This window comes from Streptomyces hawaiiensis (assembly GCF_004803895.1).
Classification (GTDB): Bacteria; Actinomycetota; Actinomycetes; order Streptomycetales; family Streptomycetaceae; genus Streptomyces; species Streptomyces hawaiiensis.
This window is the reverse complement of sequence record NZ_CP021978.1, coordinates 6,799,760-6,823,119: the sequence shown is the minus strand read 5'-3', so window position 1 is coordinate 6,823,119 and position 23,360 is coordinate 6,799,760. Positions and strand designations below refer to the sequence as shown.

The following is a 23,360-nucleotide window of genomic DNA, read 5'->3' as shown; positions in this document are numbered from 1 at the left end:
CCCCCGCGCCCGTCCCCCACACCCCCCGGCCTTTCCGCCTCCCCGTTTCCCGCCCCCCGCTGATCGCCCTAGGACGACGATGCCTCGACGGACAGGTGCCCGGCGCCGCCTCGGTTCCATACGCCTTTCCCTGGTGCTCCTGGCCCTCGTGCCCAGCGTCACCCTCGCCGCCATGTGGGGCGTGACGACGATCCAGATGTTCTCGGAGGGCCTCAGGCTGCGCGACCAGACGGAGCTCAGCCGGTCGACCGGTGCCATGGGCACCGACGCGACGCTCGCGCTGCAGCGGGAGCGCAGCCTGTCGGCCGCCTGGCTGGCCTCCCCGAAGGGCTCCCGGGCCGCCCTCGGCGCGCAGCGCGAGGAGACCGACAAGGCGGTGGCCAAGCTGGTCGGGCAGGCGGACGCGATCGAGAAGGCGCCCTCCCGCATATCCGACCGGCTGTACTCGGTGCTGGGCTCGGTGGGCAGCCTGGAGTACTACCGGGACCAGGTGGACGACCCGACCGACATCACCGCGCAGCAGGCGCTGGACCAGTACTCCTCGATCATCGACGACCAGATCCACGCCTTCCAGGAGCTGTCCCAGGTCGACGACGGCGACCTCACCTCGCAGGCCGGGCCGCTGATCGGGCTGGAGCACGCGGCGGAGCTGGTGTCCCGGGAGGACGCGCAGCTGACCCTGGCCTGGCCCGCCGGGCATCTGGACGACGATGCGTGGACGCAGTTCACGGAACTGGTGAACACCCGGCGCTGGCTGGTCCAGGACCAGGTCGTGCCGCAGCTGACGGGCGGCGCGAAGGCGCAGACCGAGCAGATCCTGGCGAGCCGGGAGTGGCAGACGCTGCAGTCCGTCGAGGACGAGGTGCTGGCGTCGCGCAACATCGGCACCACCGCCGACCGGATCGCCCTGCCGGACGCGCAGAAGCGGTGGAACGCCGCCATGGACAAGCTGTCCGTGCGGTACTCGGGTCTCATCCAGCAGCAGACGACGGGGCTGCTGGAGCGCAGTGCCGACAAAGCGGAGGCCCTGCTGCTCAAGGCGGCTCTGCTGAGCGCCGGCGGGCTGCTCGCGCTGCTGCTGTGCGTCGGCATGTCGTGGCGGATCACCCGCTCGCTGTCCCGGCGGCTGCGCGGCCTGCGCCGGGCCGCCGTCAGCCTCGCGCAGGAGCGGCTGCCTGATGTGGTCGCGCGGCTGGAGCGGGGCGAGACGGTCGACCCGGAGTCGGCGACGACCGAGCTGGACTACGGCCACGACGAACTCGGCCAGGTGGCCCGGGCGTTCAACACCGCCCAGCGCACGGCCGTGCACACCGCGGTCGAACTCGCCGACACCCGGCGCGGCTTCCAGAAGATCATCCTGGGTATAGCGCGGCAGAGCCAGAACCTGGTCAACCTCCAGCTGAGCAAGCTCGACACGCTGGAGCGCGAGCACACCGACCCCGACATCCTCAAGGGCCTGTACGAACTGGACTCCACGGCCAGCCAGTTGCGCCGCTACGAGGAGAACCTCGTCATCGTCAGCGGCGAACGGCCCGGCCGCAGCTGGACCGAGCCGGTCGCGCTGATGGACATCCTGCGCAGCGCGGTCGGGGAGGTCGCCGAGTACCAGCGGGTGGAGGTGCTCACCGAGGAGGAGGTGTACGTCGCGCCGCCCGCGGTGGCCGACGTCATCCATCTGCTGGCCGAGCTCATCGACAACGCGACCGCCTACTCCCCCGCCCCGAGCCCCGTCACGGTGCGGGCCGGGATGGTGGCCAAGGGCCTGGCCGTCGAGGTCGAGGACCGCGGCCTCGGCATGCTGGAGGAGGACTACACGTCCTTCAACGAACAGCTGGCGGTGCCGCCGCAGTTCGACGTGGTGGCGCTCGCCGACGACCTGCGCCTCGGCATGTTCGTGATCGCCCAGCTGGCCCACCGGCACGGCATCACCGTCACCCTGCGCTCGTCGCCGTACGGCGGGACCACGGCGATCGTGCTGGTACCGCACGAGATCGTGGTGCGGGAGACGGCGGGCGGTGCGGCGCCGCAGGCGCGGACCGCCCGGGACGGGACCGGCGTCAACGGCCTCGTGGTCGCGGTCGGCCCGAGAGGCACGAGCGGCGGCACGGCGGACGGCGGCGCCCCCGAGGACGGTCTGGTGGCGGTGGACGGACGGGGTTCGATGGACGCCGAACACAGTGAGGCGCCCCGGCGCGCCGGGGCAGCGCGGGGCACGGAGCGTGCCGCCGGATCCGCCCGCGAGCCCAGGCCCCTCGTCACGGCCCGCACCGCCTCCGCCCTCCCGGCCGCCGGCCGCGAAATCGTCCCCCGCCGGGACGGTCTCACCCCGCTCCCCCGCCGGGTGCCGCAGACCAGCCTGGTGGAGGAGTTGCGCGAAGAGGCCGCGCCCGCCCGCGACGACGGCTCCCCGGACGACTTCACCGCGGAAGCCGCCGCGTCCTCCCTGGCCGGCTTCCAGCGCGGCACGCTCCGGGCCCGTGACGACGACGCCGAGCCGCCCCACGACGAGGAGGCGGCCGCAGTACCCCGGCAGGCCGCCGCCGGTCCCGTCCCCTCGACTCCGCCCGCCGACCGCTGACGAAGGACACCGCAATGACACGCCCCATCCCCGCCACGCACACCCAGCTCGACCAGCTGCTGACCGGACTCGTGGAGCGCGTCGCCGACGTGAACCAGGCCGTGGTGCTCTCCGAGGACGGCCTGGTGGTCAGCAAGTCCACCGGATTCCTGCGCGACGACGCCGAGCGGCTCGCGGCGACCGCCTCCGGGCTGATGAGCCTCAGCAAGGGCGTCAGCATGGACTTCCGCGGCGGCCCGGTGCGCCAGGCCCTCATCGAGATGGCCAACAGCTATCTGATCCTGACCTCCGCCGGTCCCGGTGCCCATCTGGTCGTGCTGACCGGGCCGGGCGCGGACGTCGGGGTGGTGGCGTACCAGATGAACATGCTGGTGAAGAAGATCGGCGAGCACCTCAGCGCGGCACCGCGGGGCGTGGCCGGACCCGTCCTCGATCCAGGCGTGTGAGGTGGGCGTAGGTGATTCGGCGGGAAGGCTCGTCCGGCCGTTCGCTCTGACCGGCGGCCGGACCCGGCCCAGTCGCGCCGACTTCACGCTCATCTCGACGGTCACGGCGATCGATCCGCCGCCCGCCACGACGGCCCGGTGCCAGCCCGAGCACACCCGGATCCTGCGGCTGTGCGCCGAGCCGGTCGCCGTGGCGGAGCTGGCCGCCCGTCTCGACCTGCCGGTGAGCGTGGCCGTCATCCTGCTGTGCGACCTGCTGGAGGCGGGCCGGATCACCGTTCGCCCGCCGCGCCTCGTTTCCCGCACCACTCCGGACCTGGACCTGCTGCAGAAAGTGAGGGACGGCCTTGGCCGGCTCTGACCTTGCCACCGACACGTCTTCGGCACCCGACACGGTCAAGATCCTCATCGCCGGGGGCTTCGGCGTCGGCAAGACCACCATGGTCGGGTCGGTCAGCGAGATCGTCCCGCTGCGCACCGAGGAACCCCTGACCATGGCCGGTCTGGGCATCGACGACCTCGACGGCATCGAGGAGAAGCGGGCCACCACCGTGGCCCTGGACTTCGGCCGGATCACCATCAGCCAGGAGCTGGTGCTGTACCTGTTCGGCACGCCGGGGCAGCAGCGGTTCTGGTTCATGTGGAACGACCTGGCGCTCGGCGCGCTCGGTGCCGTGGTCCTGGTCGACGTGCGCAGACCCGATTCCAGCTTCGCCGCGATCGACTTCTTCGAGCGCCGGGGCATTCCGTTCGTCGTCGGGGTCAACGGCTTCCACGGCGAACACCCGTACCCGCCCGAGGACATCCGGGAGGCGCTCGCGGTGCCGGAGCACGTGCGGGTGCTGCTGTGCGACGCCCGGGACCGGGAGTCGTGCCGCGATGTGCTGATCGCCCTGATCGACCAGCTGATCGCGTCGGCGGTGCGGAACTAGAGTCAGATCAGCCCCGCCGACTTCAGCCATGCCCGCGCCACGTCCAGCGGGTCCTTCTTCTCGAGTTGCACCTGCGCGTCCAGCTCCAGGAGCGTCTTCGTGTCCAGCTCGGCCGAGACCGCGTCGAGCGCGTCGACGCCCTTCTGGGAGAGGCCGTCCTTGTGGACCAGCGGGGTCACGTTCGCGAACCCGAAGAGGTTCTCCGGGTCCTTCAGGACGACGAACTTCTCCTTCACGATGGTCGGGTCCGTGGTGAAGATGTCGGCGGCCTGGACGGTGTTCCTGGTCAGCGCCGCCTGGGTCAGGGGGCCGCCCGCGTCGAGCGCCTTGAAGGACTTGAACTCCAGGCCGTACACGGACTTCAGGCCCTCCAGGCCCTGGTGCCGGGTCTGGAACTCGGGCGAGCCGCCGATCACCAGGTCCGGGGCGGCGTCCTTGAGGTCCGCGAGGCTGGACGAGGAGGTGAGCTTGTACTTCTCGGCGGTCTCGGCGTTGACGGTGACCGAGTCCTTGTCCTCGGCGGGCGAGGACCGCAGCAGCGTCAGCTTCTTGTCGAGCTTGGCCTTGACGGCCTCGTTCACCGCCTCGGCGGACTTCTGCCCGGCCTTGGGGTCCAGGTAGGCGAGCAGCGAGCCGTTGTACTCCGGCAGCACGGTGACGGAGCCGTTCTTCATGAGGCCGTACGTCGTCTCGCGGCTGCCTATGTTGTGCTTGTAGGTGACCTTGATGCCCTTGGCCTTGAGCGCCTCGCCGTAGATGTCGGCGAGCAGGGTGCTCTCGGCGAAGTTGTTGGAGCCGACGACGACGGTGCCCGCCTTCGCCTTCTCGCCCGCCAGGGGGTCGTCGGAGGTGTCGCCGGAGGAACAACCCGCGAGCAGTGCCGCAGCGGCGGTGAGTGCGGCGACCGCCGCACCGGTGCGCCTCGTCCTGGACCAGCTGCTCTTCGCGGTAGATGTCATCCATCGATCCAATCCAGCCGCTTCACGATCAGTCAAGAACGGCCTGGTCACGGTTTATTACAGACACGGTTTATCGCAGACACGTGACGACGTCAGCGTCGGCGCACCCCCGGCGACACGGCCAGGCGGCCCACCGCCCAGAACACCGCCAGCGTGACGAGCGCCAGGACGGCCACGAGGGTGGCGCCGCCGACCACCTTCTCGTAGTCGCGCTGGTAGAGCCCGTCGACGATGTACCGGCCGAGGCCGCCCAGGCTGACGTAGGCGGCGATGGTGGCCGTCGACACGATCTGGATGGCCGCCGAGCGCAGGCCGCTCAGGATCAGCGGCAGCGCGACCGGCAGTTCGACCTGGAAGAGGATCCGCGACTCGTGCATGCCCATGCCGCGGGCGGCGTCCACCGGGGACGGGTCGACGGTGCGGACGGCCTCGTAGGTGGTCACCAGGATCGGCGGTACGGCGAGGATGACCAGGGGGATCATCACGGGCAGCAGGCCGAAGCCCATCACGATGACGATCAGCACCAGCAGGCCGAAACTGGGCAGCGCGCGGGCCGCGGTGGCGATGAACGCGAGGGCGTTGCCGCCCCGCCCGGTGTGCCCGGTGAGCAGTCCGACGGGCAGACCGATCGCGGCGGCGAGGGCGAGGGCCAGAGCCGAGTACTGGACGTGTTCGAGCAGGCGTTGCGGGATGCCGTCGTAGCCGTGCCAGTGGGCGCTGTCGCTGAAGAAGGCGTTGACGAAGTTCAGTACGTTCACCGGGTCACGTCCTGGGGGGCGGGCAGTCGCCGCCGCACGCGGGGCTTCGGGCGCCTGCGGGTGCCGTTCGGCATCCACGGGGTCAGCACGACGCGGAGGAGCACCAGCAGGGCGTCGCACACGATGGCCAGGACGGCCGTCGTGATCACGGAGTTGACGGCCAGTTCGGGCCGGTCGTACTTCTGCGCGTCGGCGAGCAGGTTGCCGAGGGCGCCCTGGTTGCCGATGAGGGTGCCGACGCTGACCAGGGAGATGCTGGAGACGGTGGCGACCCTGAGCCCGGCGATGATGGCGGGCACCGCGATCGGCAACTGCACCTGGAGGTAGCGGCGTACGGGGCCGAACCCCATGGCGGTGGCCGCGGCCAGGGTCTCCTGGGGCACGGACCGCACCCCGTCGACGATGGCCGGGACGAGCACCACGAGGCTGTACACGGCCAGCGGGATCATCACGGTCAGCTCGGTCTGGCCGGTGTAGTCGATGAGGACGACGAAGAAGGCCAGCGACGGGACGGCGTAGAAGATGGTGGTGGCGCCGAGCACGGGCGCGTACAGCCAGCGGAAGCGTACGCAGAGCTGGGCGAGCGGCAGCGCGAGCAGCAGCCCGGCCAGCACGGGCAGCAGGGCCTCGCGCAGATGCAGTCCGATCAGGCCGAGGTAGCTGTGCTGGAGGTCGCTCGGGATGTCGAAGAAGCCGTTCACGACGCGACCTTGGCCTCGTCGGCGTGACCGGCGGCGTGGGCGTCGCGGATCGCCTCGCCGATGGTCGCTTGCGAGACCACGCCGGTCACGCGCCCGGTGCCGTCCACGGCGACGGCGTACCCGGCCGGGGAGAGCACGGCGCAGTCGAGGGCGGCCCGCAGGGAGTCGGTGCCGGGGACGAAGGGCCGCCCGTGCGGGACGAGCCGGCCGGCCTTGATGTCACCGGCCGTGAGGTCGCGCCGCTCGGCCCAGCCGAGGGGGCTGCCGTCGGCGTCGGTGACCAGGAGCCAGGGCTCGCCGGGGGCGGCGATCTGCTCGGCGGTGGCGTCGGCCGGGATCACCGGGCCGGTGGTCAGCGGGAGTTCGGCGGAGGGGAAGAACGACAGCCGCCGGATGCCGCGGTCGGCGCCGAGGAAGTCCTCGACGAAGGCGTCGGCGGGGTGGGACAGCAGCTCGGCCGGGGGTGCGTACTGGGCGAGGTGCCCGCCCTCGCGCATCACGGCGACCATCGTGCCGAGTTTGATCGCCTCGTCGATGTCGTGGGTGACGAAGACGATGGTCTTGCCCAACTCGTCCTGAATGCGCAGCAGTTCGTCCTGGAGGCCCTTGCGCACGACCGGGTCGACCGCCGAGAACGGCTCGTCCATGAGCAGCACGGGCGGGTCGGCGGCGAGCGCCCGGGCCACGCCGACGCGCTGCTGCTGGCCCCCGGACAGCTGGTACGGGTACCGCTTGGCGAGCGCGGCGTCGAGGCCCACCCGCTCCATCAGCTCGGCCGCCCGGGCCCGGGCCTTCTGCTTGCCCCAGCCGAGCACGCGGGGCACGGTGGCGATGTTGTCGAGGATCGTGCGGTGCTGGAAGAGCCCGGCGTTCTGGATGACGTAACCCATGGACCGGCGCAGGGTGGTGACGGGCCGGCGCTGGATGTCCTCGCCGTCGAGGAGGATCGTTCCCTCGCTCGGTTCGACCATCCGGTTGATCATCCGCAGGGTGGTCGTCTTGCCGCAGCCCGAGGGTCCGACGAGGACGGTGATCGAGCGGTCGGGTATCTCCAGGGAGAGCCGGTCGACCGCCACCGTGCCGTCCGGATAGCGCTTGGTGACTGATTCGATCCGTATCAAGGCGCCGGAGCCCTTCGGGTTGGCGGAAGCGTTGGCCAGGGTCGTACGGGCTGTTTCCGGTCGAGTCTAGAGGGCGCCTTTCACCGGTCCGCAGGGCGTACGCCCCGCACGGGCAGGCGCACGGTGAACACCGTCGCTCCCGGTGCGCTGTTCAGTTCGATGCGGCCGCCGTGGGCGCGGACCAGGGACCGGGCGACCGCCAGGCCGAGGCCGCTGCCGCCGCGGTCGCGGTCGCGGCTGCGGGCCTTGTCGACGCGGTAGAAGCGGTCGAAGACGCGGGCCCGGTCACCGGGCGGGATGCCCGGCCCCGCGTCGGCGACCCGCACCTCGGCCGCGCCGGGCACGACGGCCACCTCCACCGACACCTTCGTCCCCGCCGGGGTGTGCACCGCGGCGTTGGCCAGGAGGTTGTCGAGGACCTGGCGGATGCGTTGCGGGTCCATCAGCAGCCGCACCGGCGCCGGACCGGCCAGGACGGTCAGGGGATGGCCGGGGCGGCCCGCGCGGAAGGCGTCCGCGGCCTGGCCCACCAGCTCCCCGAGGTCGGCCTCCTGCAGGCGCAGCGGCGCCTCCACCTCCGCCGCGTCCAGCCGGGCGAGCAGCAGCAGGTCGTCCAGGAGGACGCCCATGCGGGCGGCCTCGGCGCGCAGCCGGGCCAGGTGCCGGTCGCGTTCCTCAGGGGCGTTGGCGGCGGCGTACTGGAAGAGGTCGGCGTAACCGCGCACCGACATCAGCGGGGTGCGCAGCTCGTGCGAGGCGTCGGCGACGAAACGGCGCAGCCGCTGCTCGGCCTCGGCGCGCACGGCGAGGGAGTCGTCGATGTGCTCCAGCATCGTGTTGAAGGCGGTGCGCAGTTCGTCCACCTCGGGCCCGCCGTCCCGGCCGTCGACGCGCAGCGGCAGCCGGGCCGCCGACTCGGTCAGGTCGTGCGAGGCGATGCCGTGTGCGGTGGACGCCATGTCGCTGAGCGGCTTCAGACCGCGGCGCAGCATCCGGCGGCCGAAGATCACCAGTGCGAGCAGCGCGAGCCCGAAGGCGACGACCTGGAGGGTGACGAGCTGCCCGACCGTGTCCTCGATGTCGTCCATGGGCGCGGCGCTCACCAGGACCACCCCGGGCTCGACCTCGCAGGCGCGCAGCCGGTAGGAGCCCGCGCCCTTGAGGTGCTCGGTGCGCAGGAGTTCGGTGTGCGCGGCGGTCTGCGCCCGGGCCAGCGAGGTGAAGTCGTCGACGTCCTTGGGCAGATCGGCGGGGTCCTCGGGCCTGCGGAGCTCGGTCCTGCCGTCCGACACGTCGTACACGGCGTAGAACCAGCTGTAGTACTTCTTGCCCGAGAGGGTGCCGTAGTCCGCGATGCTCTTGGACTGGGCGATCTGGGCCTGCGCGAGCTGGGTGTCGAGCTGGGCGGAGAGGTAGTCCCGCATGTACGTGGTCAGGGCCGTGCCGACGACGGCGAACACGACCAGGGAAAGGGCGCCGAGGCCGAGGGCCAGCCGGGTGCCCAGCCGCATCCCGCGGTAGGCCCCTCGCAGCCGGGCGATCACTCGGCGGCCTGCCGCAGCACGTACCCGAACCCGCGCACGGTGTGGATGAGCGGCGAGGCGGCGTCGTCGGTCTCGTCGAGCTTGCGGCGCAGCCGGCTGACGACCAGCTCGACGACGTTGGAGCGGCCGCCGAAGCCGTACTCCCACACGTGGTCGAGGATCTGCGCCTTCGTGAGCACGGTGGGCGACTTGCGCATGAGGTAGCGCAGCACCTCGTACTCGGTCGGGGTCAGCGACAGCAGCCTGTCGCCGCGCCGGACCTCCCGGGTGTCCTCGTCCATGGCCAGGTCGCCGACCTGGAGCACGGACCGCTGGAAGGCGGGGCCCGCGCTGCGCCGCAGCACGGTCCGCAGCCGGGCCATCAGCTCCTCCACGGCGAACGGCTTGACCAGGTAGTCGTCGCCGCCCCGGGTGAGGCCCGCGACCCGGTCGGCGACGCCGTCGCGCGCGGTGAGGAACACCACCGGCACCATCGTGCCGGAGGCGCGCAGCCGGTCCAGGACGCCGAAGCCGTCCACGCCGGGCAGCATCAGGTCGAGCACCACGATGTCCGGGTGGAACTCGGCGGCCCGCCGCAGCGCGTCCTCGCCGGTGTACGCCGTGACCGCCTCCCAGCCCTCGTAGCGGGCGACGGTCGCGACGAGATCGGCGATGGGCGGGTCGTCGTCGACGACGAGAAGTCGTACTTTTTCCACGACCTCATAGTGCTGCACGGGTCCCGTGCCGCCATAGCCGCCCGCCCTCCCGCGGCGGGATCGATAGACACTTGAAAGTTGAGCGACAGCTTTCCGACAGCTCCCCCGCGCCAAGCTCGGTATCCCAGGATCCGATCAAGGAGCTGCCGACCGTGACGACCCTCCATCAACCTCCCGCGGCGACCCGCCCGGGCGTGCGACCCCGAGTGGTGGGCCGCACCGGCCTGTACGCGGTGCTGCTGGCGAACGCGGTCACCGTGGCCGTGTTCTTCGCGCAGGCCGGTTTCGCCTCCAACGCGCTGATCGTGCTGGGCAGACTGGCCGGGCTGTACGCGGCACTGCTCATGGCGTTCCAGCTGCTGCTGGTGGCCCGGCTGCCGTGGTTCGACCGGCGGATCGGCATGGACCGGCTGACGTCCTGGCACCGCTGGACGGGCTTCTCGGTGCTGTGGCTGCTGCTGGCGCACGTGGTGTTCATCGTCTTCGGATACGCCGAGTCCTCGTCCCTGGACCCGGTGAACCAGCTGGTGGACCTCGCCGAGACGGTCGAGGGCGTGCTGCGGGCGATCGTCGCCCTGGCGATCATCCTCGTGGTCGGGGCGGTCTCGGCCCGCTACGCCCGGCGCCGGCTGGCGTACGAGACCTGGCACTTCATCCACCTGTACACCTACGTGGCGGTGGTCCTGGCGTTCACGCACCAGGTGGCGGCGGGTACGACGTTCGCCTCGTCGTCCGTAGCGACGACGTACTGGTACGCCGTGTGGGGCGTGGCCCTGGCCTCGGTGTTCGCCGGCCGGCTGGTGCTGCCGCTGTGGCGCAACCTGCGTCACCGGCTCCGGGTCACGGCCGTCGTCCCGGAGAACGACCACGTCGTCTCGGTCTACGTCACGGGCCGCGACCTGGACCGGCTGCCCGCCCGGGCCGGGCAGTTCTTCCTGTGGCGGTTCCTGACGAAGGACCGCTGGTGGCAGGCGAACCCGTTCTCCCTGTCGGCCGCCCCGGACGGCCGCACGCTGCGCCTGACCGTCAAGCGGGCCGGTGACGGCAGTGCGGCCCTGCGGCACCTGAAGGTCGGCACGCGCGTGTTCGCCGAGGGCCCCTACGGCGCCTTCACCAGTCTGCACCGCACCCGGCCGGACGCCGTGCTCATCGCCGGTGGCGTCGGTGTCACGCCGATTCGGGCCCTGCTGGAGGAACTGCACGGCCACGCGGTCGTGATCTACCGGGTCGCGACGGACCGGGACGCCGTCCTCCACGACGAACTGCGCGACCTCGCGTCGGCCAAGGGGGCCGAGCTGCACCTGGTGACCGGGCCGCCCGTGCCGGACCGGCTGGCGCCCGGGGAGCTCGCCCGGCTGGTGCCGGACATCGCCGAGCGGGACGTCTACCTGTGCGGGCCGCCGCCGATGATGAACGCGGTGCTCGCCAGCCTGCGTGAGCTGGGCGTGCCCGGTTCGCAGACCCACTTCGAACGCTTCAGCCTGGCCGGATGACGAGGAGAGATTCGTGAAGCGAGCCATACCCGTCCTCGTCCTCAGTGTGGCGGGCCTGATCCCGCTCTGGCGCTACGCGCCCTCACCCGACACCGGGTCGTCGTCCACGCAGGCCGCGGAGCCCGCGTCGACGCCCTCGGTCTCGTCGTCGGCGGGGCCCGGTGGCACGACGTCCACGGTGGTGTCGGGGTCCACGATCGACACCGAGAAGGGACCGGTGCGGGTCGAGGTCACCTTCGAGGGCGACAAGATCGCCTCGGTGCGGATGCTGCGGCAGCCGGACCATCCGCAGACCAGGGCCGCGGTACCGCAGCTGATCGAGGAGACCCTGCGGGCGCAGAGCGCGGACATCGACACGGTGTCCGGCGCCACGATCACCAGCGACGGCTACAGGGAGTCCCTCCAGGCCGCCCTCGACGCGAAGGGCTGACGGGATGCGGCGCGTCGAGCACGTCATGGGGTTCCCGGTGTCGGTGCGCATCGACGACGAGGACTTCCCCGGGGTACCGGTGGACGCCCTGTTCGCGTGGCTGCGCGAGGTCGACGCGCGGTTCAGCCCGTTCCGGGCGGACAGCGAGGTCTCCCGGCTGGACCGGGGCGAGGTGGCGCAGCCCGGCCGGGACCTCCGGGAGGTCCTGGCCCTGTGCGAGGAGTACCGGATCGCGACGGACGGCGCCTTCGACGTGCGCCTGCCCGGCCGCGGCCTCGACCCCTGCGCCGTGGTGAAAGGCTGGTCGGTGCAGAGGGGAGCGGAGCTGCTGAGGGCGGCCGGGGCGCGCCGCTTCTGCCTCAATGCGGGCGGCGACGTGATCGCCTCCGGCGGGCCCTGGCGCGTCGGCGTACGCCATCCCGAACACGCCGACCGGCTGTGCACGGTGCTGGACCTCACGGACCGGGCCGTGGCGACCTCCGCCCGCTACGAACGCGGCGACCACATCCTCGACGGCCGCACCGGCCGCCCTGCGAGGGGACTGCTCAGCATGACGGTGGTGGCCCCGACCCTGACGGAGGCGGACACGGTCGCGACAGCGGCCTTCGCACTCGGCGTGGAGGGCATCGCGTGGGCAGCGGCCCGCGACGGCTGCGAGGTGTTCGCCGTGGACGCGGAACGGCGCGTGCTGCGCAGTGCGGGATTCCCGGTGGCGGGGGGTCAACTGTCGGACAGGGCTTCCAGGAAGCCCGCCGGGGGTACGAAGAACAGGCTGCCGGTGACGGCGCGCGAGTAGTCCAGCAGCGGGTCGGGTCCCGAGCCCGGCCCGCCCAGGAACATCTTGCGCAGCATCGTCTCGGGTATCCCGGGCGTGCGCGCGTAGGCCACGAAGTACGTGCCGAACTCCCCGTGCCCGGGCCTGCCGAACGGCATCGCCGAGCGAAGGATCTTCTGCTCCGCACCGTCCGGGCCGAGGACGGTGTTGACGTCCTTGTGCGAACCGGGCGCGTCCAGTTCCAGGTTGGTGAGCTTGCTGCGGCCGATGATCTTCTCCTGCGCCTCGACGGCCAGGGCGTCCCAGGCGTCCACGTCGTGCAGGTACTTCTGCACCAGCGCGTAACTGCCGCCCCGGAAGCCGGGATCCTCCTCGCCGACCAGCGCCGCGTCGGCCGCGGCCTGCCCGACCGGGTTCTCGGTGCCGTCGACGAAGCCGAGCAGGTTGCGTGAGTCGAAGTAGGAGAAGGCCTGCGTCTCGTCCCGCACGGTGACCGCGCAGCGCAGCCGCCGCACCAGCTCGGCGGCCAGCGCGAAGCACAGGTCGGTGCGGGCGGCCCTGATGTGGAAGAACAGGTCGCCGGGGGTGGACGGGGCGTGATGCCGGGGCCCGGCCAGTTCACGGAACGGGTGCAGCTCGGCGGGCCGCGGGCCGCCGAACAGCCGGCCCCACGCCTGGGACCCGGCCCCGGCGACGCAGCCCAGCCCGCCGTCGGGACTGGGGAAGCCGACGGACCGCACCAGACCCGCGAGGGAGCCCAGCACCTCCCGTACGGCGCCTTCCCCACCCGGTTCGATCGTGGCGACCAGGAACACCGCGACCGACGCCGGCGGGTTCAGCACCGGTTGCGGCAGCGTCTCTCCCGAGGGCAGCGGTGACGTCATGGCTTCCCATCCCTTCGCCCGGACGGCACGGCCCGCCCGCTCCCCCTCCGGGACGGCACGGCCCACGCCCCTGACACGATTCCCAGCGAACAGGCGGCCGGAACTCCCCGGGTCGCAAGGATGGTGGGCGGAGCTACTCCTCCCGCAGCACCTTCACGTCCCACGGCCCGAGCGGCACCGCGTCGGCGTACGGAGCGTCCGACAGCACGTCCCGCAGGGCCGCCGGCACCGGTACGGACACCTCCTCCCACGACCAGTTGTGCAGGAAGCGCACCCGGCGGCCGTCCCGGGCGGTGGCCGAGGTCGCCGTGACGCTCGGGTGGGCGGGGCGCCAGACGTTGTCCGGGGCGTACCGGTCGAACAGGGCGCGGGCGAAGGCCGGGTCGGGCACGGTGCCGACGTAGGTGATGCGTCCGGCGCCGTGGCGGTGCGTGGTGGCGGCGGGCCAGCGGCCGAAGTGCGGGTGCTCGTACGCCGCCAGAGTCTCGGCGCCCTGCGGTGACAGCCCGTCCGCCCAGTGCAGGGCGTGCGCGTCGGCCGGGAGGGGGAGGCATTCCGTGCCGGTGACGGGCAGCGGGTCGCGCAGGTTGCTGAACTCGTCGTACGTCACCCCGGCCGCCTCGGCCAGCCGGCCCGGCTGCAGGCCTGTACGGGCCCGTGCCTCGGTGTCGCCGTAGCCGGTGCGGGGGCCGAGGACGAGATGGCCGCCCGCCTCGGCGTGGGAGCGCAGCCGGTCGAGGACGGAGTCGTCGGCGGCGTAGTAGGCGGGAACGACCAGCAGGGGCGGCAGCCCGGCGTCCGGGAGCTGCCCGGGGTGCAGCACGCGTGCCTGGAGCCCCGCGTCGAAGGCGCCCCGGAAGAACGCGTCGAAGATCCTCTCGTACGACCGCCCGTCCGGGCCTCCGTCGGCTCCGGCCAGCGGCGGCTGGCCCTGGAGCGCCCACTTGCTGGGGCCGTCGTAGAGGAAGGCGACATCGGCGTCCGGGGTGAGGGCCGACACCAGGTCGCCGGCCTGCTCCAGCTCCGCTCCCAGTGCCGCCAGTTCACGGTAGACGCGGCCGGGGCGGCCGTTGTGCGGGAGGATGCCGCCCCAGTAGGTCTCGGCACCGAAGTGCAGGGTGTGCCAGTGCCAGTACTCGATCATCGAGGCGCCACGGGAGATCAGCGCCCAGGCGGCCTGGCGCCACTGGCCGTCGTAGGCGGGGCGGTTGTCCCAGGGCCCGCCGATGGCCTGCGCGTCGGTCTCGGTGACCAGGAAGGGCTCCTGGCGGGAGGAGTACATGCGGTCGGCGCTGCGGTACAGCGCCCAGGTGCCGTTGGTCGTCCAGTTCTGCCCGTCGGCGCCGGTGTCGGGCAGGGTGAGGGCGTCCTGCATCGTGTAGTACGGGTTGCCGGCGGTGACGTCGAGGTGCTCGGTGAGCTTGTCGTCCTCGACGCCCTGGCGGTCGTAGGAGATGCACGTCGTGACGAACTGGCCGGGGCGGGCGTACTCGCGCACGATGCCGGCCTGCCAGGCGATGAACTCGGTGGTGAGCCGGGCCTGGAAGCGCCGCCACGCGAGGTCGTACTGCGGCTGGGCGTTGCCGTCCGGGGTCCACAGGTCGGCCCAGGCGGACAGCCGGTGCGACCAGTAGACCAGGCCCCATGCCCGGTTGAGGGTCTCCACGTCGCCGTAGGTCTGGCGCAGTTCGTCGGTGAAGCGCTGGAAGACGCCGTGGTTGTGGAAGAGGTGCAGGCCGGGTTCGTTGTCGACCTGCCAGCCGATGACGGCCGGGTGACCGGCGTACCGTTCGGCGACCTTGCGGATGATCCGCTCGGCATGGAAGCGGAACGCCGGGTGCGTGAAGTCGGCCTCCTGCCGGGCGCCCCAGCCGATGCGCTGCCCGGTGCGGCTCTCCCCCGCGATCTCCGGGTACTGCCGGGCCAGCCAGGGCGGCACCGCGTACGTGGGCGTCCCGAGGATCACGGAGATGCCCCGCTCGTGGGCGCCGTCCAGGACCGGCTGGAGCCAGTCGAGGTCGAAACGGCCGTTCTCGGGCTCCCAGGTGGACCAGACGGACTCGCCGACCCGGATGACCGTGAAGCGGGCCTCGGCCATCAGGTCGAGGTCGTCCTCGAGGCGGTCGTACGGCTGGTACTCGTGGTAGTAGGCGGCACCGAACAGGACGCGTCGGGGCGGTTCGAACATGCTTTTCCTCCCAGTGAATTGACAGGACGTCAGCCCTTGACCGCGCCCGTGGACAGGCCTTCGAGGAGCTGCTTGCGCAGCAGCACGAAGAGGGCCACGGCGGGCAGGACGGCGAGGACCGCTCCGGCGAGCACGAGGTCGTACTGCCGCTGCTCCGACACGAACAGGGTCTGCAGGCCCAGCGGCAGGGTGTACTGGGAGCTGTCGGACACCAGCACCAGCGGCCACAGGAAGCTGTTGTAGCTCTGCAGGAACTGCCAGACGCCGAGCGCGCCCAGCGCGGGCCGCAGCAGGGGCAGCACGATGGTCCGGAAGATGCCGAACTCGCTCGCGCCGTCGATCCGGGCGGCCTCCAGCACCGAGTCCGGGATGGACTGCACGATGTACTGCTGCATCATGAAGATCCCGAACGCGGGCGCCACCCACGGCACGATCAGCGCGAACCAGGGGCTGCCGAGCCCGGTCTTCACCAGGATCACGAACAGCGGCACGAGGATCACCGCGAACGGTATCGACAGCGAGCTGAACATGACGTTGAACAGCAGCCGCTTCCCCGCGAAGCGGAACTTGGCGAAGGCGTAGCCGGCGAGCGCGCACACGAAGACGGACACGACCGTGGCGACGGCGGCGACGACCGTGCTCATCAGGAACCAGCGGGCGAAGGGCTGCTCGGTGAGCAGGGTGCGGTAGTTGTCCAGGGTGAAGGGGTCCGGGAGGAGTTTCGGGGGGTAGCCGAAGATGTCGCCGCGCGGTTTGAACGAGCCGCTCAGCGCCCACACCAGCGGGGCGAGGAAGCCCACGAACAGCAGGACCAGGAAGGCGTAGAGCGGCAGCCGGGCGCGTGTCATGAGGTGGCCCTTCCGATGCCGAGGAGACGGTTGAAGAGCCGGCTGAGGCCGAAGACGAGGACGAACAGCACGACGGCGGCGGCCGCGGCGTAGCCGAACTGCTGGCGCTGGAAGGCGGCCCGGTAGATGAACATGGTCACCGACAGGGTGGACTCGGCCGGTCCGCCGCCGGTCAGCAGATACGGCTCCTCGAAGATCTGGGCCGCTCCGATGAAGGAGGTGACGACGACGAACGCCGTCACGGGCTTCAGCGCCGGCAGGGTGACGGTGGTGAAGGTGCGCAGCCGCCCGGCCCCGTCGAGTGCGGCGGCCTCGTACAGCTCCCGGGGCACGTTCTGCAGCCCGGCGAGGAAGAAGACGGTGAGGTAGCCGGTCCAGCGCCACAGCATGACCAGGGCGATACTCACCCTGGCCAGGTCCGGATCGCCGAGCCAGTCGGCACCGCCGGTGCCGAACAGGGCGCGCAGCAGCGCGTTCGCCAGCCCGAACTGCCGGTCGAAGACCAGGCCGAAGATGAGTGCGACCAGGATCGGGGAGACCACGATCGGTACGAAGTAGGCGGTCCGCCACAGGTCGCGCACGCGCAGCCCCCGGGTGTTGAGCGCCTGGGCGATCAGCAGGGCGAGCGGGACGACCAGGCAGAGGGCGACCAGCACGAACACGGCGGTGTTGCCGAGGGCCCGGTGGAAGCTGATGTCGGTGGCGAGCAGCCGGTAGTTGCGCAGCCCCACCCAGTGCGGGGGCCCGAGCCCGACCCACTCGGTCAGGCTCAGCCACAGCGAGACACCGACGGGGACCAGCATGAACAGGACGTAGAGCAGGTAGAAGGGCGAGACGAAGAGGTAGGGCGCCCAGGGCCGGCGGGGGCGTCGCTCCTCCCCTTTCGGGGCGCTGCGCGCGGGGGCAGCGCCGGGCGGCCCGGCAACGGTGGTGGTCATAGTGGATTACTCCTCACACGCCGAGATCGACAGCGGGCCTCAAGGGGCGCGGGGAACTGCGCGACAAGCCACAACGGTCCGCAGACGAATTACCGACCGGCCTGGTCACGAAAATCCGCCGCCGTCTGCTTCAAGGCCTGACGTGGCGACAGGTCACCGTGATAGGCGCGCAAGAGGTTCCCGCCCAGGACGTCGTAGAGAATCGACTGGTCGGGGCTCTGGTGAAACGGCGGCACATCCGGCAGCAGCGCGCGATACAGCCCGAACAGCCGCTGCCCGCCGCAGAACTCGTCCTGGTAGGCACCCAGCCGGGGATCCTCGTACACCGACCGCCGTGTGGGCAGATATCCGGTCTCGGTGAACCGGCGGACCTGCCCCTCGTGCGTGAGCCAGGTCCTGAAGAGGAACTCCGTCGCCGCCCGGGTGTTGGCCTTGCCCTCCACGACGCCGAAACCGGTGCCGCCGAGCGCGGCGGTCACCCCGCCGCCCTTCGCGAACCGCGGCAGCGCCCGTACCCGCCACGTGCCCTTCTGCTCGGGCACATTGGTCACCAGGCCGTAGTTCTTGTACCAGATGGCCATGGGCAGCCCGATGACCCGGCCCCGCTTCAGCGCGGTCTGCATGCCGGCCCCGTAATAGTCGGAGACCTCGACGACGAAGCCGCTGCGCAGCCCCCGGCACAGGAACCGCAGCACCTCCTCGGCCTCAGGCGAGTCCAGGACCAGCGTCCCGTCGGCGTCGAAGAAGGCGCCGCCGCGCTGGTAGAGCAGCATCTGGAAGGACTGCACGACCTGGCCCGGGTCGCTGCCCACCGTGGAGACGACGCACATCGAGGCCTCGTGGTCCCGGTGCACCCGCGCACCGGCCTCGGCGAACTCCTCCCAGGTCGCCATGGACGGGGCGAGGCCGTACTTCTCGAAGAGGTCTTGGCGGTGGAAGTACACGACCATCGGGGTGTCCGAGTCGAAGGCGTAGACCCTGCCGTCCCTGCTGAAGGGGGCGGTGCGGGCCGGCAGCAGGTCCTCCTTCAGCCCGGGCACGGCCTCGATGTCGGGTGTGAAGTCGTGCAGCAGCCGCTCGGCGATGTCGCCGCGCAGCATGCGCGGGAAGCTGCCGATCTCGAATCCGACCAGGTCGGGTGTGCCGCGTCCGGCGACGGCCTGGGCGAGCAGTTTGGTGACGACGTCCGGGGCGCCGGCGCGGGTGACCTTCAGGTGGTAGCGGAAGTCGCCGGCGCGGTCGGCCTCCGGGATGCCCTTGTCGAAGAACGCCTCGTAGCCCGGGTCGTGGGTCCACAGGCCGAGGGTGACGTCGCCGGAGGTGCGGGGCGTGGTGCTGCCGCCGCCGCAGGCGGTCAGGGCGGCGGCCGTGCCGAGGCCGAGGGCACCGCGCAGCAGGGCGCGGCGGGGCGGAGGGGGTGGTGCTGCCGGGAGGTACGACACGTGACTCCTCACGTGGGGCGGCTACGGGCGGGAGGGCGCGGTGTCCGGTTCGCGTACCGGCGCGGTCGAGGCCCGTACGGTCAGCTCGACCGCCCGGTCGGCCGGTCCGGCCGGTGCGGGGCGGCCCTCGATCAGGGCGATCAGCACGTCGACGGCGCGGTCGGCGACGGCGGCGAAGTTCTGCCGGACGGTGGTCAGCGGCGGGCAGAGGTGGGCGGCGGCGGGGATGTCGTCGTAGCCGACGACGCTCACGTCACCGGGGACGGCACGGCCCGCGTCGGCGAACGCGTGCAGGGCGCCGATGGCCATGTCGTCGTTGGCGGCGAACACGGCCGTGACATCGCGGAGCCGGGCGAGCTGCCGTCCGGCGGCGTACCCGGAGGCCGGGCTCCAGTCGCCCGGCGACGGCAGCGGCGGCTCGGGCGCCCCGGCGGCGGCGAGGGCCTCGCGCCAGCCGCGCAGCCGGTCGCGGGCAGCCCACCAGTCCTGCGGGCCGGGTATGTGCCAGACGGTGCGGTGGCCGAGGGACAGCAGGTGCTCGGTGGCGAGCCGGGCCGCCGCGACCCCGTCGGCGCCGACCACGGCCCCGGCACCCGGCGCCAGTTCGGCGCCCTCCCCGAGGCTGACCACGGGCACCTTTGCGGTCAGCCGCAGCGGGGTGCCGTCGTCGATCGGCTCGGACAGCACGATCCCGTCCACGCCCTGCCCCAGCAGCGCGTCCACGGCGACCGACACCCGCTGTCCCTCCAGGGTGCTGGCCAGGGCCACGGAGTAGCCGGCCCGCCGCATCGCCCGCTCCAGGGCGATGAGCAGGGTGGAGGGGCCGTAGAGCGAACTGCCCAGCGAGACCACGCCGATGCGCCGGTAGCGGCCGAGCAGCAGGGCCCGTGCCGCGGTGTTGGGCCGGTAGTCCAGGTCACGGACGGCCTTCAGCACCCGGTCGCGCACCTCGGGGCTGACGTGCGGTTCGCCGTTGACGACCCGCGACACGGTCTTCTGCGAGACCCCGGCGGCCCGGGCGACCTCCGTCATGCCGGGTCCGCGGCGGCGTCGCCCACCGGCGGCTCCGGTCGTCGTCATGAAGTCCCCCAGGGGGTGGCGGCCGACACGAGGGACTACGTGGTCACCCTGATCCCAGTGCGAGACGGGCGCCTTCTTGACTACGTAGTCAAACCAGTGTGGTAATCCGGGCGGGTGGCGTCAATGACCCGGGATGAAACAGGAGTTCGCCCGTCCCCCTCTCCCACAACATCCGCACCGGCTAACCTCGTAAGTCACCGAAGGTGAACGGGGGTTGCCCATGGTGAGCGCCGATCGCATGCCGCCGAACTGCCCCGGGGGACACGACGGCACGCCGGACACCGGCGCCGGGGTCCACCTCCAGAACCAGCTGGAAGTCCTCATCCAGGACTTCCGTACGAGCACCGAGCCGCCGATGCCGGTGTTCGTCGTGCACGCGGAGCAGGGCGAGGACGACGCCGCGGTCGCCGGGCTGGTCCGGCAGCTGCACGCGGGGCAGGGAGCGCACCGCACACGCTGCGCGATGGCCCAGGACGACGCCTATGAGGGAGCCACGGAGGTGCGCCGGGCCGCGGCCATGGTGCGGGCGCTGAGCGACCCGAAGAAGTGGGGCGGCCCGAAGGCGGTCTACCGGCGTTACGCCTTCCCGCGGCTGCGGCTCGTGCACGCCATCGACGACGCGGTCACCGCACTGGGCGACACCTGGCCGGCACCCGCCCAGGGCAGTGCCGAGGCCGGTGAGCACCAGCGGCAGCTGCTGCTGAACCAGCTGGCCGAGCAGCGCTGGAGACCGAAGAACACCGCCCGCTGGCGCTCGGGCCTGCCGCTGTTCGACATGGCGCACATCCTCCCGGCGAGCCTGATCACCGTGCTCGCCGCGCTCCTGGCGCGCAGCGACTGGTACGTGGCCGTGTCGGCCGGTCTCGTCTTCCTGCTGCTGCTGACCGTGCTGAACTACGTCCTGCCCGGGCGGGCGCCGATCTTCCTCTGGCTGCGGCGGGAGAGCCGCTGGTTCATGACGACGACCTTCCTCAGGGCGGCGGACCAGGACCAGCCCACCGAGGTCTCGCTGCTGCGGCCGGTCAGGTCCTGGAAGGCGATCGCGGCCCGGGCGTACGGCGTGGCCGAGGCACTCAGGGCGGGCGGCGACTTCCACCTCCAGCTGTGCGTGCTGGCGCTGCGGGAGGATTTGCGGGACAACCACCGCCGCTGGAGCTGGGATCTGCGCGGCTTCAAACGGCCGCGCCCGCCGGTGCTGTTCCTGCCGCACGCGGACGACCGCAACGGCGGCATCGAGCTGATCCGCGCGATCAGCGACGTCCGCAGCCGGCGCAGCGAGCTCGACCCGCTGCTCGTGGTCGCGGCCGTAGGCGCGCAGGACGTGCCGCGTCTGGAGCGCAGCGTCGTGCTGACGGCACCCGTGCCGGACGCGGTGCCGCCGAAGTTCGGCGACCGGCTGCTCACCTGGTACCGGGAGTGGGCGCACAACCTGCGCGCCGAGCAGTCGCCCAGCCGGGAGCGGTCCGTGCTGCCGTGGGTGATGAAGATCCCGCTGCCGCACGACCAGCTCGGCCCGGTCGAGGAGGGCCGCCCCCACCGGCGGGCCTCGGCCCGGCCGACGTTCGCCCGGCTGGTGTGGGCCCTGCACACCCTGGTCCTGGTGATCGCCCTGCTGACCGCCGGCACCGTCATGCGGGCCGACGCCCTGAACGACCGGTACTGCTCGGCGTCGTTGCTGACCGCGAACCGGGACACCCGGTGGGAGGAGGCGCCCGGCGGCGGCACCGAGTGCATCGGCATAGCGACGGACGGCGTCCGCTTCTCCGACTGGCTGCGCACGCCCGGGCCCGGCGAGGAGGTCGAGACCCTCACGGCCGACGACGACCCGCCCTGGACGGTGGCCGAACTGGAGGACGGGATCGCCCGGCGGAACGAGGACGTCCTCGCCCACCACGCCGGGAAGTACGTCACGGTCGTCTACGCCGGGCCGCTCAGCGCCGACCCCGCGGCAGGCTCCTCGCTGGTGAAGGGCGCCGAGGAACTGGCGGGCGTGTATCTGGCGCAGGCCGTCATCAACGAGGACTCCAGCGTGAAGCTGCGTGTGCTGCTCGCCAACGGCGGTGTGGACCTGGGCCACCAGGAGGAGATGGCCGAGGCGATCGCCGCCTACGCGGCCCACGACCCGACCGTGGTGGGGGTCGTCGGCACCGGCCGCGACCTGAAATCGAGCCGGGCGACGACCCGCACCCTGATGGAGGCCGGGCTGCCGGTCGTCTCCGGCACGAACTCCGCCACCTATCTGCCCCGTGAGTTCGCCAACTGGTTCAGCCTGGCCGCCACGGACGAGTGGCAGACCCGCCAGCTCGGCCTGATAGCCGCCCAGCTGCGCACACCGGGCCGACGGCAGTACGCCCTCGTCCTCGCCCGCGACACGGCGAGAACGGACGACCTGTACACCGACGAACAGGCACGCTACGGCCAGGGGATGCTGCGGCGGCAGGGCTTCACGCCGCTGGAGCAGCGCCGCTACACCCTCAGCGGCGGCAAGCCGGAACTGCGCTCGCACGCGCAGGAGATCTGCCGGGTCGGCGAGGTCCCGTCGGTGATCTACTTCGCGGGCCGGGTGGAGGACATCGATCCCCTGATGACCCAGCTGGGCACCCAGCCGGGCTGCGCCGGGAAGCCCCTGGCCGTCTTCACCGGCGACGACCTGTCCAAGGCGGATTTCACCGACGGCGGCCAGTCCGTCGCCCCGGAGGTGACCCTCTACCACGCGGCCCTGGCCGAACTGACGGCCGCCGACAGGACGTCCTTCTACCTGGACGCCGCCAAGCACCTGCCGGGCCTGCGGGGCGACCGCCTGCGCCCCGACAGCCCCGCCCTGGCCAGCGGCCAGACCGCCCTGTCCCACGACGCGACCCACGCCCTGTTCTGGGCGGCCACCCGCGACGACCGGCCCCAGAGCCGCGCCTCGACCTGGGTGAACCTGCGCAACGTCAAGATCGAGGGGATGGCCACCGGCACCATCGACTTCACCCGCGCCCCGCTGTACGGGGACCGCACCGGGCACAGCATCGTCCTCAAGGAGGTCCGCCGCACCGGCGACGGCACCTCCGAGCCCCGGGTCGTGTGCAGCCGCACCGCGGGGAACACCGAGCCCCTCACGCGGAAGGAGTGCCCGATCCGCTGAGCGCCGCCTCAGCCCTCCTCGGGAGCCAGCCGCAGCGCGATCGAGTTGATGCAGTACCGCTGGTCCGTGGGCGTCGGATACCCCTCGCCCGCGAACACGTGCCCGAGGTGCGAGCCGCACCGGGCGCACCGCACCTCGGTCCGCGCCATGCCGTGCGACCGGTCCTCGATCAGCTCCACCGCGTCGGTGTCCTTGGGGTCGAAGAAGGACGGCCAGCCGCAGTGGGACTCGAACTTCGTGTCGGAGGTGAACAGGTCCGCGCCGCAGGCGCGGCAGGAGTAGACGCCCCGGGTCTTGGTGTCGGTGTACTCACCGGTGAAGGCGGGCTCGGTGGCGGCCTGCCGCAGAACGGCGTACTCGCCCGGGGACAGCTCCGCGCGCCACTTCTCGTCCGGCTTCTCGACGTCGTACGCCATGA

21 protein-coding genes are annotated in these 23,360 nt (G+C 71.9%); 8 read left to right on the top strand and 13 right to left on the bottom strand.

Annotated features, from left to right (window positions below; translation table 11 throughout):
- The first annotated feature begins 79 nt into the window (after positions 1–79).
- The 4 genes from CEB94_RS31390 to CEB94_RS31375 are packed head-to-tail and all read left to right on the top strand — an operon-like array spanning position 80 to position 3,956.
- Positions 80–2,578, top strand: a complete 2,499-nt coding sequence (locus CEB94_RS31390; protein WP_175435382.1) for a sensor histidine kinase — start codon at positions 80–82, stop codon at positions 2,576–2,578.
- 14 nt (positions 2,579–2,592) lie between these two features.
- The gene (locus CEB94_RS31385; RefSeq protein ID WP_175435381.1) at positions 2,593–3,024 is read left to right on the top strand and encodes a roadblock/LC7 domain-containing protein; all 432 of its coding nucleotides are present in this window, start codon (positions 2,593–2,595) and stop codon (positions 3,022–3,024) included.
- A gap of 1 nt (position 3,025) precedes the next feature.
- The gene (locus tag CEB94_RS31380) at positions 3,026–3,385 is read left to right on the top strand and encodes a DUF742 domain-containing protein (RefSeq protein WP_175435380.1); all 360 of its coding nucleotides are present in this window, start codon (positions 3,026–3,028) and stop codon (positions 3,383–3,385) included.
- A complete protein-coding gene (locus CEB94_RS31375; protein ID WP_175435379.1) occupies positions 3,372–3,956 on the top strand; it encodes a GTP-binding protein in 585 nt (194 codons plus the stop codon). The genes CEB94_RS31380 and CEB94_RS31375 overlap by 14 nt, the downstream gene beginning before the upstream one ends.
- A gap of 2 nt (positions 3,957–3,958) precedes the next feature.
- On the opposite strand, the gene CEB94_RS31370 is transcribed toward CEB94_RS31375, so the two are convergent.
- The 6 genes from CEB94_RS31370 to CEB94_RS31345 all read right to left on the bottom strand — a co-directional run bounded on the left by CEB94_RS31370 (position 3,959) and on the right by CEB94_RS31345 (position 9,734).
- Positions 3,959–4,915: an ABC transporter substrate-binding protein gene (locus CEB94_RS31370; protein ID WP_175435378.1), complete on the bottom strand. Its 957-nt coding sequence runs from the start codon at positions 4,913–4,915 to the stop codon at positions 3,959–3,961.
- A 92-nt stretch (positions 4,916–5,007) separates the two neighbouring features.
- A complete protein-coding gene (locus tag CEB94_RS31365; RefSeq protein ID WP_175435377.1) occupies positions 5,008–5,673 on the bottom strand; it encodes an ABC transporter permease in 666 nt (221 codons plus the stop codon).
- The gene (locus CEB94_RS31360) at positions 5,670–6,374 is read right to left on the bottom strand and encodes an ABC transporter permease (protein WP_175435376.1); all 705 of its coding nucleotides are present in this window, start codon (positions 6,372–6,374) and stop codon (positions 5,670–5,672) included. Before CEB94_RS31360 ends, CEB94_RS31365 begins: the two co-directional genes overlap by 4 nt.
- Positions 6,371–7,495, bottom strand: a complete 1,125-nt coding sequence (locus CEB94_RS31355; protein WP_175435375.1) for an ABC transporter ATP-binding protein — start codon at positions 7,493–7,495, stop codon at positions 6,371–6,373. Before CEB94_RS31355 ends, CEB94_RS31360 begins: the two co-directional genes overlap by 4 nt.
- An 80-nt stretch (positions 7,496–7,575) precedes the next feature.
- Positions 7,576–9,039 carry a sensor histidine kinase gene (locus CEB94_RS31350; RefSeq protein WP_175435374.1) on the bottom strand — a complete coding sequence of 488 codons (1,464 nt, stop codon included), beginning with the start codon at positions 9,037–9,039 and terminating at the stop codon, positions 7,576–7,578.
- Entirely contained in the window at positions 9,036–9,734 is a 699-nt protein-coding gene (locus CEB94_RS31345) for a response regulator transcription factor (RefSeq protein ID WP_175435373.1), read from the bottom strand. The genes CEB94_RS31350 and CEB94_RS31345 overlap by 4 nt, the downstream gene beginning before the upstream one ends.
- Positions 9,735–9,886: 152 nt before the next feature.
- On the opposite strand from CEB94_RS31345, the gene CEB94_RS31340 reads away from it, so the two are divergent.
- Genes CEB94_RS31340 through CEB94_RS31330 form a run of 3 tightly spaced genes read left to right on the top strand, consistent with a single transcriptional unit; the run spans position 9,887 to position 12,453 of the window.
- On the top strand, positions 9,887–11,227 hold the full coding sequence (locus CEB94_RS31340) for a ferredoxin reductase family protein (protein WP_246111966.1): 1,341 nt from the start codon (positions 9,887–9,889) through the stop codon (positions 11,225–11,227).
- A gap of 13 nt (positions 11,228–11,240) precedes the next feature.
- Positions 11,241–11,657 carry an FMN-binding protein gene (locus CEB94_RS31335; protein WP_175435372.1) on the top strand — a complete coding sequence of 139 codons (417 nt, stop codon included), beginning with the start codon at positions 11,241–11,243 and terminating at the stop codon, positions 11,655–11,657.
- A 4-nt stretch (positions 11,658–11,661) separates the two neighbouring features.
- Positions 11,662–12,453: an FAD:protein FMN transferase gene (locus CEB94_RS31330; protein ID WP_175435371.1), complete on the top strand. Its 792-nt coding sequence runs from the start codon at positions 11,662–11,664 to the stop codon at positions 12,451–12,453.
- On the opposite strand, the gene CEB94_RS31325 is transcribed toward CEB94_RS31330, so the two are convergent.
- The 6 genes from CEB94_RS31325 to CEB94_RS31300 form a co-directional block, all read right to left on the bottom strand.
- Positions 12,378–13,316: a Dyp-type peroxidase gene (locus CEB94_RS31325; protein ID WP_175435370.1), complete on the bottom strand. Its 939-nt coding sequence runs from the start codon at positions 13,314–13,316 to the stop codon at positions 12,378–12,380. The two genes, CEB94_RS31330 and CEB94_RS31325, sit on opposite strands and share 76 nt — an antisense overlap.
- A 133-nt stretch (positions 13,317–13,449) precedes the next feature.
- Positions 13,450–15,504 (bottom strand): beta-galactosidase, encoded by a 2,055-nt coding sequence (locus CEB94_RS31320; protein WP_175435369.1) that lies wholly within the window; start codon positions 15,502–15,504, stop codon positions 13,450–13,452.
- Positions 15,505–15,533: 29 nt separating this feature from the next.
- Positions 15,534–16,352, bottom strand: a complete 819-nt coding sequence (locus CEB94_RS31315) for a carbohydrate ABC transporter permease (RefSeq protein WP_175435368.1) — start codon at positions 16,350–16,352, stop codon at positions 15,534–15,536.
- Positions 16,349–17,290 (bottom strand): carbohydrate ABC transporter permease, encoded by a 942-nt coding sequence (locus CEB94_RS31310; protein ID WP_175435367.1) that lies wholly within the window; start codon positions 17,288–17,290, stop codon positions 16,349–16,351. The genes CEB94_RS31315 and CEB94_RS31310 overlap by 4 nt, the downstream gene beginning before the upstream one ends.
- 89 nt (positions 17,291–17,379) lie before the next feature.
- Positions 17,380–18,732: an ABC transporter substrate-binding protein gene (locus tag CEB94_RS31305; RefSeq protein WP_246111965.1), complete on the bottom strand. Its 1,353-nt coding sequence runs from the start codon at positions 18,730–18,732 to the stop codon at positions 17,380–17,382.
- A 21-nt stretch (positions 18,733–18,753) separates the two neighbouring features.
- Positions 18,754–19,812 (bottom strand): LacI family DNA-binding transcriptional regulator, encoded by a 1,059-nt coding sequence (locus CEB94_RS31300; protein WP_175435366.1) that lies wholly within the window; start codon positions 19,810–19,812, stop codon positions 18,754–18,756.
- A 220-nt stretch (positions 19,813–20,032) separates the two neighbouring features.
- On the opposite strand from CEB94_RS31300, the gene CEB94_RS31295 reads away from it, so the two are divergent.
- The gene (locus tag CEB94_RS31295) at positions 20,033–22,942 is read left to right on the top strand and encodes an ABC transporter substrate-binding protein (RefSeq protein ID WP_175435365.1); all 2,910 of its coding nucleotides are present in this window, start codon (positions 20,033–20,035) and stop codon (positions 22,940–22,942) included.
- An 8-nt stretch (positions 22,943–22,950) separates the two neighbouring features.
- Here the strand turns inward: CEB94_RS31295 and msrB are convergent, their stop codons facing one another.
- The gene (gene msrB, locus CEB94_RS31290; RefSeq protein WP_175435364.1) at positions 22,951–23,358 is read right to left on the bottom strand and encodes a peptide-methionine (R)-S-oxide reductase MsrB; all 408 of its coding nucleotides are present in this window, start codon (positions 23,356–23,358) and stop codon (positions 22,951–22,953) included.
- Positions 23,359–23,360 lie beyond the last annotated feature (2 nt).